The 15,452-nt window shown below is 37.8% G+C and carries 11 protein-coding genes; all 11 read right to left on the bottom strand.

Annotated features, from left to right (window positions below):
• Nucleotides 1–2: 2 nt before the first annotated feature.
• The gene (gene purH / locus GF867_RS12495; protein ID WP_153833425.1) at nt 3–1,592 is read right to left on the bottom strand and encodes a bifunctional phosphoribosylaminoimidazolecarboxamide formyltransferase/IMP cyclohydrolase; all 1,590 of its coding nucleotides are present in this window, start codon (nt 1,590–1,592) and stop codon (nt 3–5) included.
• A complete protein-coding gene (purN, locus tag GF867_RS12490) occupies nt 1,592–2,167 on the bottom strand; it encodes a phosphoribosylglycinamide formyltransferase (protein WP_153833424.1) in 576 nt (191 codons plus the stop codon). Before purN ends, purH begins: the two co-directional genes overlap by 1 nt.
• A 2-nt stretch (nt 2,168–2,169) precedes the next feature.
• A complete protein-coding gene (purM, locus tag GF867_RS12485; RefSeq protein WP_153833423.1) occupies nt 2,170–3,210 on the bottom strand; it encodes a phosphoribosylformylglycinamidine cyclo-ligase in 1,041 nt (346 codons plus the stop codon).
• The gene (purF, locus tag GF867_RS12480; RefSeq protein WP_436718609.1) at nt 3,203–4,714 is read right to left on the bottom strand and encodes an amidophosphoribosyltransferase; all 1,512 of its coding nucleotides are present in this window, start codon (nt 4,712–4,714) and stop codon (nt 3,203–3,205) included. Before purF ends, purM begins: the two co-directional genes overlap by 8 nt.
• Nucleotides 4,715–5,316: 602 nt before the next feature.
• Entirely contained in the window at nt 5,317–6,285 is a 969-nt protein-coding gene (locus tag GF867_RS12475; RefSeq protein ID WP_153833422.1) for an NAD(P)H-dependent flavin oxidoreductase, read from the bottom strand.
• 66 nt (nt 6,286–6,351) lie between these two features.
• On the bottom strand, nt 6,352–7,311 hold the full coding sequence (locus tag GF867_RS12470; RefSeq protein ID WP_172974031.1) for a LysR family transcriptional regulator: 960 nt from the start codon (nt 7,309–7,311) through the stop codon (nt 6,352–6,354).
• A gap of 60 nt (nt 7,312–7,371) precedes the next feature.
• Nucleotides 7,372–8,151: an enoyl-CoA hydratase/isomerase family protein gene (locus GF867_RS12465; protein WP_153833420.1), complete on the bottom strand. Its 780-nt coding sequence runs from the start codon at nt 8,149–8,151 to the stop codon at nt 7,372–7,374.
• Nucleotides 8,152–8,177: 26 nt separating this feature from the next.
• Complete coding sequence (locus tag GF867_RS12460) at nt 8,178–9,365, bottom strand: thiolase family protein (protein WP_153833419.1); 1,188 nt, start codon at nt 9,363–9,365, stop codon at nt 8,178–8,180.
• 31 nt (nt 9,366–9,396) lie between these two features.
• Complete coding sequence (gene fadB, locus GF867_RS12455; RefSeq protein ID WP_153833418.1) at nt 9,397–11,652, bottom strand: 3-hydroxyacyl-CoA dehydrogenase/crotonase FadB; 2,256 nt, start codon at nt 11,650–11,652, stop codon at nt 9,397–9,399.
• Between the two features lie 94 nt (nt 11,653–11,746).
• On the bottom strand, nt 11,747–12,952 hold the full coding sequence (gene fadE, locus GF867_RS12450; protein ID WP_153833417.1) for an acyl-CoA dehydrogenase FadE: 1,206 nt from the start codon (nt 12,950–12,952) through the stop codon (nt 11,747–11,749).
• A gap of 27 nt (nt 12,953–12,979) precedes the next feature.
• Complete coding sequence (gene fadD, locus GF867_RS12445) at nt 12,980–14,506, bottom strand: long-chain-fatty-acid--CoA ligase FadD (protein WP_153833416.1); 1,527 nt, start codon at nt 14,504–14,506, stop codon at nt 12,980–12,982.
• Nucleotides 14,507–15,452 lie beyond the last annotated feature (946 nt).

Raw genomic sequence — 15,452 nt, 5'->3', positions numbered from 1 at the left:
TCTTAATGTCTAAAATGACGAATCCCCGTCATTACCATTGATAAATTATGTTCGTTACATTTTTCAATTGACGCATCATCATGAATTGATCCACCCGGTTGTACAATCGCTGAAACACCTCTTTGATAAGCTAACTCAGCAGTATCTGCCATTGGTAAGAAAGCATCACTCGCCATTACATAAGTCTGACGTAAAGCTTCGTCTTTAGCTTCTGCTTGATCTAAAGCAATCTCAGCTGCTCCGACACGATTCATTTGACCTGCGCCGATACCTAATGTCATGTATTCATTGGTAATAATGATAGCGTTACTCTTAACATGTTTAACGATTCTCATACCAAAGTTCATCGCAGCAATTTCTTTTTCGCTCGGTTGATTATCCGTCACTAGTTTCCATGCTGCTGGAAGTTCTGTTGGAGTCTCTGACACTAATTCTTCTGAATAGTCTGCATCTTGAATTAATAAACCGCCCGAAACAGATACAAACTCTTGCTGATAGCTTTCATCTGATGCTGAAAAATCAACGGTTAACAGACGTAAGTTCTTTTTACGTTGTAGACGTGCTAATGCATCATCATCAAAGCTTGGTGCAATAATAATTTCTAAGAATATTGGAGAGAAAGCTTCTGCAAGTGCTAAACTTACTGGACGGTTTACAACGACAATCCCGCCATAGATTGAAACTGGATCTGCCTGATAGCAACGATCAAATGCTGTTTCAATATCTTCTGCAATTGCTACTCCACAAGGATTCATATGTTTTAAAGCAACCGCAACTGGTTCTTTAAACTCACGCGCGATTTTTATCGCTGCATCAGCATCTTTCAAATTATTGTAAGATAATTCTTTTCCGTTTAATTGTTTTGCCGCTCCAATTGAATAAGCCGGTGGATTAGTCTCTTTTAAGAAGCTCGCTTTTTGATGGCCGTTCTCACCGTAACGCAATGAAGTCTCATCAACGAATGTTAATGTTTTGTGATCCCAATCATGTGCTTCAAAATTGTCTGCTACTTGTAATTGAGCAAGGTATCCAGCAATTAGAGCATCATAATGAGATGTCAATTGAAACACTTTTCTTGCTAGATACTCACGGAATTCAGCGGTAGTTTCACCTGAAGTTTGTAATTGTTGTATAAATGTTTCATAGTCAGCTGGATCCGTCACAACCGTAACATCCTGATAGTTTTTAGCGGCACTTCTTAACATTGATGGTCCACCGATATCGATATTCTCAATTGCTTCTGCTAAAGTAACACCTTCTTTTGAAATTGTTTCTTTAAACGGATATAAATTCACAATCACAAAATCAATTGGGCGAATACGATGTGTATCCATCGCAGCAACATGATCCGGATTTTGTCTTAAGCCCAGCAAACCTCCATGAATTTTTGGATGAAGTGTTTTTACGCGACCATTCATCATTTCTGGAAATCCAGTATAGTGATCCACTGATTCAACTGGCAAACCAGATGCTTCAATTACTTGATACGTTCCTCCTGTCGAAAGCAACTTAATTCCACGATCTGTTAATGCTTTAGCAACCTCTAAAATATTCGTCTTATCTGATACACTTAACAATGCATATTGTGTCATTAGTTTTCCTGTCCTTTCTCAACCAGCATTTGAATTGTAGCTGGATATAAACGATGTTCTATTTGATGTATAGCTTTTTCTAAATCTGCTAATGTCCAATTTGATTCAATTTCAATCGACTCTTGAGCAACTATTTCGCCTGTATCGATGCCTTCGTCTACATAGTGAATTGTAACACCAGTTCGTTCGACCTTCGCTTCAAACGCATCGCGAATACCATGTCTTCCTGGAAACTGAGGAAGTAAAGAGGGATGGATATTCAGCACTCTTTTCTCATATTTGGTTAGAATCGTCGTACTTATAATCCGCATGAAACCTGCCAATATTATTAAATCCACTTGATGTTCAGCTAGAAAATCAAGAATCGCCTCTTCCCAAGCTAAACGACTCATGCAATCCTTAGGTCTTAAAACTAAGTAAGGCAAATTAGCTTTTTCAGCTTTTTCAAGAACCCCTGCACCAAGTTGATCACAAAATAAGCAAACCGGTTCTGCTTCTAGGTTTCCAACTTCGATTGCATTTAAAATGGCTTGCACATTACTACCTGTTCCCGATGCAAAAAATGCTAACCTCATCATTAAGCCTCTTCTTCTTTGATTAATAAATGAACTACTTCATCATTGGTTGTTTGTTTGGCCATTTTGCCTATCACAACTGCACCTGGTAATTGACTTAGAACAGCTTCACTATTCTCAGGTGATACTGCCATAACCATTCCCATCCCCATATTAAAAATGTTAAACATTTCATCAAACGTTATCTTCCCTAAGTTCTGTAATTCTTGGAAAATAAGTGGCGTTTCCCAAGCTTGAGTATCTATTACAGCAGTTAAAGGTTTATTAAACATTCGTGGTACATTTTCATAAAAGCCACCACCTGTAATATGTGCCAAACCTTTGACTAATTGTTTCTCAACCAAAGGTAATACCTCTTGAACGTAAATGCGTGTAGGTGTTAATAAATGATCGAGTAATGTTTGTCCGTCAGATAGGACATGTTCAAAGTCATAATGATTATCTTTGAAAAATAACTTTCTAACTAACGAATAACCATTCGAATGAATGCCTGAACTTGGTAAACCGATTAATAAATCTCCTTCAGAAACTTGAGTACCATCTAAAATGTTTTTTTCATCGGCAACACCAACACAAAAACCAGCTAAATCAAACTCATCTTGAGCGTATAAATCAGGCATTTCTGCCGTTTCACCACCAACTAAAGCAGCACCGGCTTGAACACAGCCTTCAGCAACTCCCGCAACAATCGCTTCAATTTTTTCTGGTTCAGCGGTTCCGACTGCTAGGTAATCTAAGAAAAATAATGGTTGTGCACCTTGAGCTAGAATATCATTCACGCACATTGCCACACAATCTATACCAATCGTATCAAGACGTCCACTTGCTTGCGCTAATAACACTTTTGTTCCAACACCATCCGTACCACTAACTAAAACTGGTTGCTCAAAGGCTTGATTATTTAATCGAAACAGTGCGCCAAAACTTCCTAATTGATTCATCACTTCTGGTCGCATCGTTCTTCCAACGTGCTTTTTCATCCGATTGACTGCTTCATAACCTTTCTCAATATCCACTCCAGATTGTTGGTAAGCATTAGACATCACAACATTCTCCTTTTAATATATTTTTCTGTAAAGCTGTTAAACTACTTTCGAACTCTTCTCGATAGTCACCAATATCAGCAGGATAGATTCCTGTGTAAGCATCTAAGCTAATTCCACGATTGGGTGTATCAACAAATGGAAGTGCAATACTCTCCACTAAACCATCAACTGAAAGGAAGCCTAATGAATCACTGCCAAACAGCTCGTTCAGTTCTGCTGTTGTATAGTTAGCTGCAAATAATTCACTAGTATGGGTTGTATTAACACCGTAGTAATTAGGAAAACGAATCGGCGGACTCGCAATTCTTAAGTGAATCGCTTTAGCGCCACTGTCTTGCAACATTTTGATTAAGTGCTTAACAGTGGTCCCACGCACAATTGAATCATCGACTAATACAATTTCACGGTCTTTAATTAAACTTTCAACTGCGGATAATTTATATTTCACACCCTGTTCTCTTAATGCTTGTGTGGGTTGAATAAATGTTCGTCCAATATACTGATGTTTAATCAGTCCAATTTCATACGGGAGGCCATGTGCTTCCGCATAACCACTAGCTGCAGATAAAGAGGAGTTAGGGACGCCTATGACAATATCTGCAGTTGGAGCTGGATGTTCTTTTGCTAAACGATCCCCCATACGCTTTCTAGCTGCATGCACGTTCACTCCTGCAATATCTGAATCTGGACGAGAAAAATAAATAAATTCCATTGGTTCGACTGATATTTGGATATCTTCAGCATATTGAAAAATTTGATAGCCTTCATCATTGATGACAACATATTCTCCGGCAGATAACTCAGTTACATAATTTGCACCAATACTTGATAACACACATGTTTCACTGGCTAATAAATAAGATCCATTTGCGAATTGTCCAACGATTAATGGTCGAAAACCATTACGATCTACTGCTCCATACAGGCCTTCATTTGTTAACAAACAAAAGTTGAAACCACCTTTTAACTGTTTTAACGACAATTCAAAAGCCTCTTGAAAGCTATCAGCTTTCGCGCGTCTCAATAAATGAATTAAAAGTTCTGCAGCTGAATTTGATGAAAATACCGCACCATCATTTTCAAGTTTGTCCCTTAGTGATAAAGCTTCTGTTAAATTACCATTATGACTAATAGAAATAGACTGATTATTGAAATGAAACAATAATGGCTGAATATTAGAATCATCTGCTTGATCTGCTTGAGTTGCTGAACGCACTTGACCAATTGCACTCTGGCCGACTAAATTGTCTAATTTTTCGACCGATGAAAAAACATGATTCAATAAACCATAACCACGATGACTCTTAAAGTTTTCTCCATCTGATGTCACAATTCCAGCACTCGTTTGTCCTCGATGTTGTAATGCATGTAAGCCAAAGTAAGCCATTTGATTCGCATTTGGATGATTCCAAACACCAAACAAGCCACCGGACTCAACGACACTGTCAATCCCCCGATTTTGTCTACTTGCTGAACTGATACTCCCCACCTTACCTTTCACATTGTCACTCCTAAATTTTTTTCGGATTAGCTATATCTTTATATCTAACATAACGATTTTAGTAAGATTAAACAATGTAAAAACGAACCGAACAACATTTAACTAAGTTAACGTTCGTGTTTAATAGAAAATTTTACCGAAATCTCACGTTTGACAAAGGCTTTATTCTAAAAAAAATACGAACTTTTTTTATTACTCTATATGTTCAAAAAGATAAAATGAATTGGCCATCGCCCAACAAGTGATGTTTCTCATTCAATGTGATAACTAGCGTCTGAGATTGATGATTGAAGCCAACAATGTGTAAACTCAAATAGCGAGTTTGAACATTGAATTGAATTTTCTGAACTACGACATGAAATCTCGCCCCTACTCTTCGATAATTCTTTTTAATCCATAGAGCGTAGCATAGTGAATCAAACCGAGCCTAGCTAATTGATCTAGAAAAGTCCTCACAAGCTTGAGGTTTTGAAAGCGGCCACTACCTTGGAAAACAAACAATTGGGCAAAATACAAAGCTTGGTAAATCAACATAATACTTATCACCCTCAAAATATGAAAAAGCCTTCTTTTACTTCACTAGTAAAAGAAGGCTCTATCTATTAGCTTAATAGTACATTCATACGATGATGAACATATAGAAAGTCTTGTTTAATTTCTTCAAAAATTTCTGACACTGTTTGAATTTTATCAATTCGCCCAATACCTTGTCCTACACTTAACTGCGCTTCATCTAAACGTCCGCCCATCATCGCTTCAAAGTTAGATTTCCCTGAAATAAGTGGCATCAATTCCTTAATCGTTGCACCTTCAGCCTCAGCTTTTAAAATTTCTTGCGCTCTGGCATTATTCGCCACTCTCATAGCATTATTTAAGCTAGTCATCGTTAAAACGGTACCATATTCTGGTACAGACAGTACCGCCTCGCGGTAAGCATCTGATGCATTCACTTCTGGAGTTGCAGCAAATCGTGTAGACATCAACACTCCATCAACACCTAAAGCTAACGCAGCATAAATTCCTTTTCCATCTACTATGCCACCGCCTGCAAGCACTGGTACGGATAGTTCCTCCGCAGCCTTTGCCCATAATATTTGCCCTGCAACTTGAGACGATCCAGGATGACCTCCCCCTTCCATTCCAATAACCGAAATAATATCTGCTCCATCAGCTTCTGCGGCCTTAGCATGACGAACAGTCGTAACTTTATGAATAACTTTAATGCCCGCATCTTTTAGTGGCTTAATAAATTCTGCTGGTCTTTGTCCCGAAGTTTCAACTATTTGTACCCCTTCTTCAATCAAAACTTGAATGTAGTCAAATATAAGTTCTGGGATAACGACTTCAGGAACCAAGGAAATATTAAAGCCAAAAGGTTTCGTCGTTAGGGCTTTCATTTTATTTATCTCTTGACGCAAGTCATCAGTTGTTTGAAATGCCATTGCCGGAACAATGCCTAATCCACCAGCATTCGAAACTGCTGCTGCTAATTCAGCTAAAGACATATATTGCATGGCTCCTTGTATAATTGGGTAATCAATGCCAAGTAATTCAGTGACTCTTGTTTTCATTTTTTCACTTCTTCCTTAACTTAATTGTGAATATCATTTAGACAACTGCCATGCAAAGTAATAAACTTATTGGTCTAATTCAATACCGCTTCTAAAATCATATTTTAAAGTATAATCATCGGAGTAAAAATACTCCAATATCGAATTAAACACAAAGTTTTCTACTTTAGAATAATGCTTCTTAAGGGGGCGAACCAGCATCGATACATACGGCACTGGGTCTTCGAAGCGTTTTTCAATTACACCTATATGCTCTAGTCTTTCTTTAAAGATTGTAAAGTATACTGTCGGTAAGATTGCTACAATCTCAGTTTGAGCTGCCGATTCAATCATGTAATCCCAAGAACTCGACGTGAATAAAAATTTATTCCCCACATTATAATCATTTAGTTTTTGTTTGACCAAATGATGAACACTATCTTTGTTGTTATAGGTCACATATGGATAATTCTCGAGTAAATTCCAATTTAAAATTCTTTTTTTACTTAAAGGATGATTTGGATTCATAAAAGCTGCAACTTCAGTTCTTATCAATTGGTATTCTTCATATTTATCCTTATCTAATTCAGTTGGATCCACCAGTAACGCCATATGGATTGTTTCGTTCAGCAACATTTCGCGTAATTCTACGGTGCCCGCCTCTACGATTTCAATGTGCGCATCTGAATGATCCAACATAAATTGTGGTATAAATTTCCGAAAGAATAACCTTAAGATGGTTGGATGAATACCGATTCGCACCATCCCTTTCTGATAAGCAGATTCATTTTCTATCACATCTGACAAAAGATATAATTTTTCAGCGGCGATTTTTGCAGCTTGATACACCCTCATTCCTGAAGCTGTTAAACCAACAATCCTGCCATTGCGACGAGAAAACATCTCGAAACCTTGTTCCAACTCAAACTTCTTAATAAACTGACTTAGTGCTGATTGAGTAACATATAGTTTTTTGGCTGCTGTTGTTAAATGAAAATTCGAATTTACAATTTCAATTAAATACTGTATCTGATTATTGTCCATCATAGTGAAGTAACGACTCCTTTCATAATTGTTCATTACATCACTATTTTATCACAAATATGATTATCTCGCTTTTAGACTGCCCTTTTTCAAAAAACTAGTCACTGCTTCTTGATGATCCTCTCCCATTGAGCTTTGTCTCATAAAAATAGCTTCCATTTTATTGATTCGTTCCGCTTCCGGATATTGAATCGCTGCAAATAATTCCTTTTGATAGCCTAAAGCTTGACTTGATTTTGTGGCCAATGTCTTAGCCAGCTTAAATCCACTTGTCATCAAGTCATTTTCTGCGACCACCTGATAGGCAAGGCCATATTCTAATGCTAATTCTGCATCGATTGGTTCATTTAACATCATATGACGAATTGTGCGTTGGCTTCCAATTGCAGTTTGCAAATTGTAAAGCAATATTGTATCTCCTGGGAACGCCATATCAATAAATGCAGTTAACAAGCGACTAGAATGACTCATTACAATAAAATCGCAAGCCAACACTAAGCCGAAACCTGCACCAGCTGCAACCCCATTAACCACTGATATTACAGGTTTTCGGCACATTTTCACACTACGAACCATTTCCCCCGTCATCAATACGTCTTCTTCAGCAATATAACGTTCACTTGCAATGAGTTCTTGAAATAATTGTATATCCCCACCAGCACAGAAATTTTTCCCTGCCCCAGTAATGATTGCGACTTTAACGTGTGGATCCTGATCTACTTGCTTCATCGCTTCAACTATTTCACCATAAGTCGATTCAGAAAATGAATTCCCATAATTGGCACGATTAATGGTTATCGTCGCAATATCCTGATTGACTTCATACACTATATCTTGATACATACTTAATCCCTCATTTCTAAGCAATCTTAATGAATGTATTCAAATATAGCGGCTGCACCCATTCCTACACCGATACACATTGACACTAATCCATAACGACTATTTGGACGACGCTTCATTTCAGCTAATAATCGAGCAGTTAAAATTGCTCCAGATGCCCCTAAAGGATGTCCTAACGCAATCGCACCACCATTAACGTTGGTAATTTCAGTACTAATCCCTAACTCTCTCATCGAAGCCAAAGCTTGAGAGGCAAAAGCTTCATTCACTTCAAATAAATCAATCTCTTCAATTGAAAGTTGAGTTAATTTAAGGACTTCTGGAATGGCATAAGCGGGGCCAATTCCCATTAACTTAGGATCTACTCCGACTGCCTTAAAGCCAACAAATCGAGCAATTGGCTTAATCCCAAGTTCTTTCACCTTATCTCCAGACATAATAATCGCAAAACTTGCACCATCACTAATTTGAGACGACGTGCCAGCTGTAACCGAACCATTTGCTTTAAAAATAGTACGTAAAGCACCTAATGTTTCTGGACTTGAATCCGGTCGAATCCCTTCATCGTCTTTAATTAATTCTGTATAAATTTCAGGTCCATTAGATGTATAGTTCACTCGTTTGACTTCAATCGGAATAATTTCATCAGCTAGACGCCCTTCTTTTTGTGCAACAAATGCTCTTTGGTGACTTTGAGCACCAAATGCGTCTTGATCTTCACGTGAGATTCCATATTTTTCCGCTACATTCTCAGCTGTTAAGCCCATAGGATATGCTGTTCCAACATCCTCTTGTTGCAAAGTCGGATTATTAGTCGGTTCATTCCCCCCCATCGGAACGGCACTCATAAACTCTACACCACCCGCAACCAAGACCTCTGATTGCCCTGCCATTATCGCGTTAGCTGCAATCGCAATAGTTTGCAAGCCAGATGAACAATAGCGGTTCACTGTTTGACCTGCAACACTTTGAGGTAAGCCCGCTCTCAGCGCAATGGTTCGCCCAATATTGAAACCTTGAACGGCTTCTGGGAAAGCACACCCCACAATAACATCTTCAATTAAATTTTTATCAAAATTACCTTCAACTCGATCAATAACACCTTTTAATACTTCTGCTGCAACATCATCTGGTCTTTCATAGGCAAAAATTCCTCTACCATTCCCTTTTCCAATTGGAGAACGACCGTAGGCTACAATATATGCATCTTGCATTTATACTCATTCCTTCCAAACTTATCTCTGATTAATTTCGCAACGGTTTACCGGTTTGTAACATATGAGAAATTCTTTCATAAGTTTTCTGATTTTTAGATAATTTAACAAAATATTCTTTTTCTAAATTTTGCAACCAAAGCTGATTAATTAACACACCCTCTGGTACAGCTCCACCCGAAACAATACTTGCGATTGCTAAACCTAGTTCCATATCATAATCACTAATAAAATTCCCCAATCTCATTGCATCAAGTTGTCCTTCTACTATTGCTTTGAAGTCTTCACCAAGGGCCGGGAACGTAGCTAATGTTCTAGGTATGTAGTTATTTTCTGATAAAAACTTGGCTTTCTTCAACGCTACTTCAACACGTTGCTCCGAATTTGCAATGATTGTATCAGTATCTCTCAAGTATAAGTGACGTCTAGCCTCATATGCATTCATTGCTACCGTAGCAGATGAAACTCTAGTGACAACTTCTGCCATTAATTTGACATGATTTGCTTTTAGACCTGGACTCATCATGACTCTTTCAGTTAATTCAGCCAAGCCACCACCACTTGGTATCACACCGACACCTACCTCAACCAGACCAATGTAACTTTCAGCAGCAGCTACAACATAAGGTGATCCCAGTATTAATTCAGCACCGCCACCTAAAGCACGGCCTTGAACTGCTGTTACAATAGGTTTCGTAGCATAACGCATCCGATTCACCGCGCGGTGTAATTCCGTAATTGTAGGTTCAATTTGTTCATCAACTTTCCCTTGTTCAATTGCAGCTTTAACCATAAATAAATTTGCCCCTACGCTAAAATTTGCTCCGGGTGAATATAAAACTAAACTTGAATACGCTTCGTTCTCTAATTTATCAATTGCTTCAATTAAATCTGTCGATAAATCTGCTGTCAATGTATTATTGGTTGTTTGAATTTTGAAAAGAAGTTGTTGCTCGTGAGTTACACTTAAATTTGACCCTTCACGATTCCAGATTGTTTCAGCAATAAATTCCGAGATTGGCTTAACATTATCCAATTGCTCATTTTCTGAATAAAATGACGCTTGTCTTTCTTGGACCCAATTAGGTAACTCACCCAATTCTTGCGCTATTCTGTCTTTAACTTTTTCAAATCCCATTAAATCCCATAATTGGAAAGGTCCTAATTTCCAATTAAAACCCCACACCATCGCACGGTCAATATCTCTAAAATCTTGAGTAGCTTTTGGTACATTATGTGCCGCATAATAAAAAGTATTACGTAAATTTTCCCATAAAAACTTACCTGCTGAATCTGATGCGTTAAAGATTACATCCATGTTCTTCGCTAAATCTCGACCTAGTTCTTTCAATATGGGTAATTCAACTTTCGGTTTATCCGCATAATTCATAACTTCCGGATCAAACACGAGTGTTTTTCTACCTTCACGCTTGTAAAAACCATGTTTAACTTTGTTACCTAAAGCGCCCTTCTCATAAAGCACTGGAAGCAATTCTGACATTTTATAATAAGCATGCTCAGTAGGGTCTTGCATCAAAACTTTCATTACAAATAAACCAATATCATTCCCCACTAAATCAGATAGCTGATACGTTCCCATTGGGCGTCCTATCACTTTTCCTGTCAGTGCATCAACCTCCGATACAGAAAGCCCTGCTTGTTCACCTAGGTACATCGCATTAGAAATCGCATGTACTCCCGTTCTATTCGCTACAAAAGCCGGTACATCATTCGCAATCACCACACCTTTGCCTAAAGTAGTCTCTGCAAATGTTTTTAATTGTTCAAGTACACCATGGTCTGTCTGACTGTTTGGAATTAGCTCTACCAACTTCATATAACGTGGCGGATTAAAAAAATGGAAACCAATAAATCGGGCTTTATCTTCATCAGATAAAACTTTTGCAATCATTTCAATTGGTATACCCGATGTATTTGTCGTCAATATAGCCGTAGGTTTAGCGATTTTCGCTATTTTATCCCACACATCATGTTTAATCTGAATATCCTCTTTAACAGCCTCGATAAACAAATCAGAAGTTGATAACTCGTTTAAATCCTCTGTAAAATTACCATATGACAAATTACCAACCATATTCGCATCATATAACATCCCTTTCTTGGGATGGATAATACGGTCATATCCTGCTTTTGATAATTTATTTTTATCTGTTTCATCAATAACGACATCTAATAATTTCACTTGCAAACCTGCGTTAACTAATAGAGCCGCGATTTGACTCCCCATCACACCCGCTCCAAGCACAGTTGCTTTTCTGATTAACATTAAAATCCCTCCAAAATATGATTCAAAATAAAATCAGGCAGAACACTTTGATTAGCAATGCCACAAAATGCTCTGCCTCATTGTCCACTCTTAATTAGTTAAAAGCCGCTTGGCCAGTTAATGAACGTCCAATTACTAAGGCATTAATTTCATGCGTTCCTTCGTAAGTGTAAACCGCCTCAGCATCTGCAAAAAATCTTGCGATATCATTTTCAACCAAGATACCATTTCCCCCACAGATGCCTCGTCCCATGGCTACAGTTTCACGCAATCTCAATGCATTCAACATCTTACCAACAGAAGTCACTACTTCATCATAATCGCCATCTTCTTGTAAACGAGCAATTTGAACACATAAAGCCATCGCGTTCGCTACATTCGCTTGCATCATTGCTAACTTCTCTTGAACTAGTTGATAACTAGAAATTTTCTTGCCAAATTGATCACGTTGCTTAACGTATTTCAACGTTGCTTGCAATGCTCCAGCCATTGCACCGGTTGCCATAAACGCAACACCTGCACGCGTAGAGAACAGTACTTTTGCTATATCTTTAAAACTGTTAATATTCTGTAAACGATCTTCTTCTAATACTTCAACATCTTCTAAATAAATATTACAGTTAGGAACAATTTTTAATGCTATTTTGTCCTGAATTACATCAATTTTCACACCAGTTTGATTACGTTTAACGATAAAACACTTTGGCTTATTGGTTTCAACATCTTGAGCATAAACTGGAATAACATCGGCCACATTAGCCCCACCAATCCAACGCTTAGCGCCATTTAATATCCATTTGTCCCCAACTTTTTTCGCAGTTGTATCTAAGCCCCAAGCAACATCCGATCCATGTTCTGGTTCAGTTAAGGCAAAGCACGTTCTTAATTGATGCGTGGCTAATTTAGGAACATATTCATTTCTTTGGCGGTCGTCTCCACCGAAAACAAAGGAATTTAACCCTAAACCAGAGTGAACACCTAATAAAGTATTCAAGGAGATATCAAAGCGTGACAATGTGAAAGCAAAGAAAAATTGGAATAGTTGACTGGTCGTTTGTTTACCTTCACGTCCTTGGAATAATAATGGATTCGTTAAGTAGCCAATATTCCCCATATCTTCAAAAAAGCCTTCAGGCACTTCAGCATTAGCCCAGTTCTTAGCTAAATTGGGACGATATTTAGTTTCTAACATTTCAACCATTTGTCTTAGAAATTCAACTTCTCCATCACTTAAATCACGACTTAACTTCAATACATCCTCTGGGAATAATTCTTTTAATACTTCTTCACGATTTTGCATTACTTATACTTCCTCTCATTTTCAATTTTAAATTTTTTGTGTAAAGAGTTCTCGAGCTTTTTCATTCATCATGCGAGTTAATTCTAATTTATCCGGCTTACCAACTGAATTCTGTGGTAACTCATCTAAAGTAAGATATAATTTAGGTGTTTTATAACCAGCAAGATTTTTTAACATGTATTCATTTAAAACTTCTTCATAATTATCAATATTCAATGCATCAGGATTTAAAATAATCGCCGCAGAAACCGACTCGCCAAATTGTGGATTATCATAACCTAATACAATAGCCGTACGAATCAGTGGATGTTTAGATAAAACTGACTCTACTTCACTAGGCAAGACGTTTTCACCGCCTGTAATGATCAACTCTTTCAAGCGATTGACAATCGTTAATTCTCCAAATTCATTTTCAACTGCTAAATCTCCCGTTCTGAAGTAGCCATTAGAGAAAGCCTTTTCATTTTCTTCGGGTAGATTCCAATAACCCGTCGTTACGTTTAATCCGGAAACTAGCAATTCACCAATTTCTCCGACTTCTACTTCTTCGAGTTGATCATTAACAATCTTATGTTTAACATTCATCACCGGGCGTCCAATCGTTTCAGGTCTTTGTTCTGCATACATTTGTTTATTAAATGATAACAACGGTGCTTCAGTTAAACCATAACCATTGATAATGATTTTACCCATCTTTTGAAACACTTTTTGCACAGCTGGAAGTGGCGGCGAACCACCTGCAACAAACATCTCCACACTCTCTAGCATTTCTGGTTTAAATCTAGGATCTGCAATAATTGCATAGTACATCGTTGGAATCATGATTAAAATTGTTGGTCGATATTTTACAATCCATTCATTGATAGTCTGAGGATTGAAGTATCTTTCGATTACGACAGTTCCTCCTATCATCAACATCGGTAGGACTACGTCATTAAAACCAACTACATGAAACATTGGCGCACTAGCAAATGTTACAAAATCATCTGTTATATTCCACGATAATATTTCATTATAAATATTATTTGTATAAGATTGATGTGTATGCATAACACCCTTAGGATGGCCAGTAGATCCACTTGTATAAATTAGCATCCCTAGATCATCTGGTTTGACGGCCGTATTCTTAAATGGTTTATGTAGATTAGGATCAACAATTGTTTGATACTCCGCTTCATCGACATTATATTTAATATACTCAGACGCAACCTCCGATAATCGATCTAAATGGTTCGTCGCATAAACGATGAATTCTATCCCAGCATCTTCCACCACACGAGCAATCTCTATCGGCTTCAAACGCCAGTTCATTGGTACAAAAACTGCTCCCATTTTGATTGAAGCTAGAAAGTGATCAATAACAGCAATATCATTCGGCACAAACACCCCAATACGGTCACCTTGTTTAATACCTTGTTCAGTTAAATAGTTTGCCAAGTTTTCTGCTCGAGTGTTTAATTGTTCATAAGTCCACTCTGTTCCTTTTAATGGGTCAATGACTGCAACTTTGTTCGGATGAGATACTGCTCTAGTTTTAATCCAATCGAAATTCATTCTCACTACTCCTTTAAAAATGTTATAGCAACACAACTAATATCCAGCTGAAGATGTAAGCGTTGTCATTTACTAACTATAATTTAACGCACACAATACCTAAAATCGAATTAGTGTTTATTGAACAAATTATTACTTGGACTAATGATAGTTTAAGCTCTACTTATTGGGATCGTATTTTAGACATTAGAGAACCTCGAACTTTGTCCGAGGCCATTAAATTCTGTGTAGCAGTTTTTATCTGATAACACTCAATACTTTTGTTAGAATGTTATGCGCGTAGATCAGCGACTTATTTTCCAAAGCGGTATGAAGGGCAATCCATTGCTACTAACAGAGTCGCTTGCTCTGACTATTAATAAAGAAAGCGAAGTAGACAGAGCCTAGCCGATTGAGCTGGAAAAGCCCTCACAACCGTGAGGCTTTGAAAGCGACCTCCGTCTTGGAAAATAATAAGATGTGCGTAGTACAAAGCTTGATAATTCAACATAAAACTTATAATCCCTTATAAAAAAACCTCGGACAAGTCCAATGTTTTTAAATTCTGTTTAGCAGTATAATTGATTATATCGTTTTAATTTTGTTTGAATATTTAACGTAGATCAGCTAATTGTTTTCCATAGCGGTACAAAGGGCGGCAATCGGCGTAGCTTGGTGTGACTTTGAGCGCAGCGAATTAGACACACCTTAGCCGATTGAGCTAGAAAAGCACGAACGCTAGTGAGGCTTTGAAAGCGACCACCGCCTTGGAAAACAATAAGCTGAACGTAGTATAAAGCTTGATAAATCAACATAAAACTTATAAAACCTTATACTATAAATCAAAACCACCAGTGTGAACTGGTGGTTTGCTCTTCGGCTGGAAGCCTCTGTTGCCGGCCTTGGCCTAAAAGGCCTACTGAAAAGGTCTCCTTCTGCACCACACTCACGCGCTGATTCTAAAGAA

This window comes from Fundicoccus ignavus, assembly GCF_009659375.1.
In the GTDB taxonomy this organism is placed as follows: domain Bacteria; phylum Bacillota; class Bacilli; order Lactobacillales; family Aerococcaceae; genus Fundicoccus; species Fundicoccus ignavus.
This window is presented reverse-complemented; position numbering and strand designations above follow the sequence as displayed.

Bases quoted from the DNA above. Each gene is read 5' to 3' on its own strand.
- purH (WP_153833425.1), bottom strand. From the start codon at position 1,592: ATGACACAATATGCATTGTTAAGTGTATCAGATAAGACGAATATTTTA.
- purN (WP_153833424.1), bottom strand. From the start codon at position 2,167: ATGAGGTTAGCATTTTTTGCATCGGGAACAGGTAGTAATGTGCAAGCC.
- purM (WP_153833423.1), bottom strand. From the start codon at position 3,210: ATGTCTAATGCTTACCAACAATCTGGAGTGGATATTGAGAAAGGTTAT.
- GF867_RS12475 (WP_153833422.1), bottom strand. From the start codon at position 6,285: ATGAAAACAAGAGTCACTGAATTACTTGGCATTGATTACCCAATTATA.
- GF867_RS12470 (WP_172974031.1), bottom strand. From the start codon at position 7,311: ATGATGGACAATAATCAGATACAGTATTTAATTGAAATTGTAAATTCG.
- GF867_RS12465 (WP_153833420.1), bottom strand. From the start codon at position 8,151: ATGTATCAAGATATAGTGTATGAAGTCAATCAGGATATTGCGACGATA.
- GF867_RS12460 (WP_153833419.1), bottom strand. From the start codon at position 9,365: ATGCAAGATGCATATATTGTAGCCTACGGTCGTTCTCCAATTGGAAAA.
- fadB (WP_153833418.1), bottom strand. From the start codon at position 11,652: ATGTTAATCAGAAAAGCAACTGTGCTTGGAGCGGGTGTGATGGGGAGT.
- fadE (WP_153833417.1), bottom strand. From the start codon at position 12,952: ATGCAAAATCGTGAAGAAGTATTAAAAGAATTATTCCCAGAGGATGTA.
- fadD (WP_153833416.1), bottom strand. From the start codon at position 14,506: ATGAATTTCGATTGGATTAAAACTAGAGCAGTATCTCATCCGAACAAA.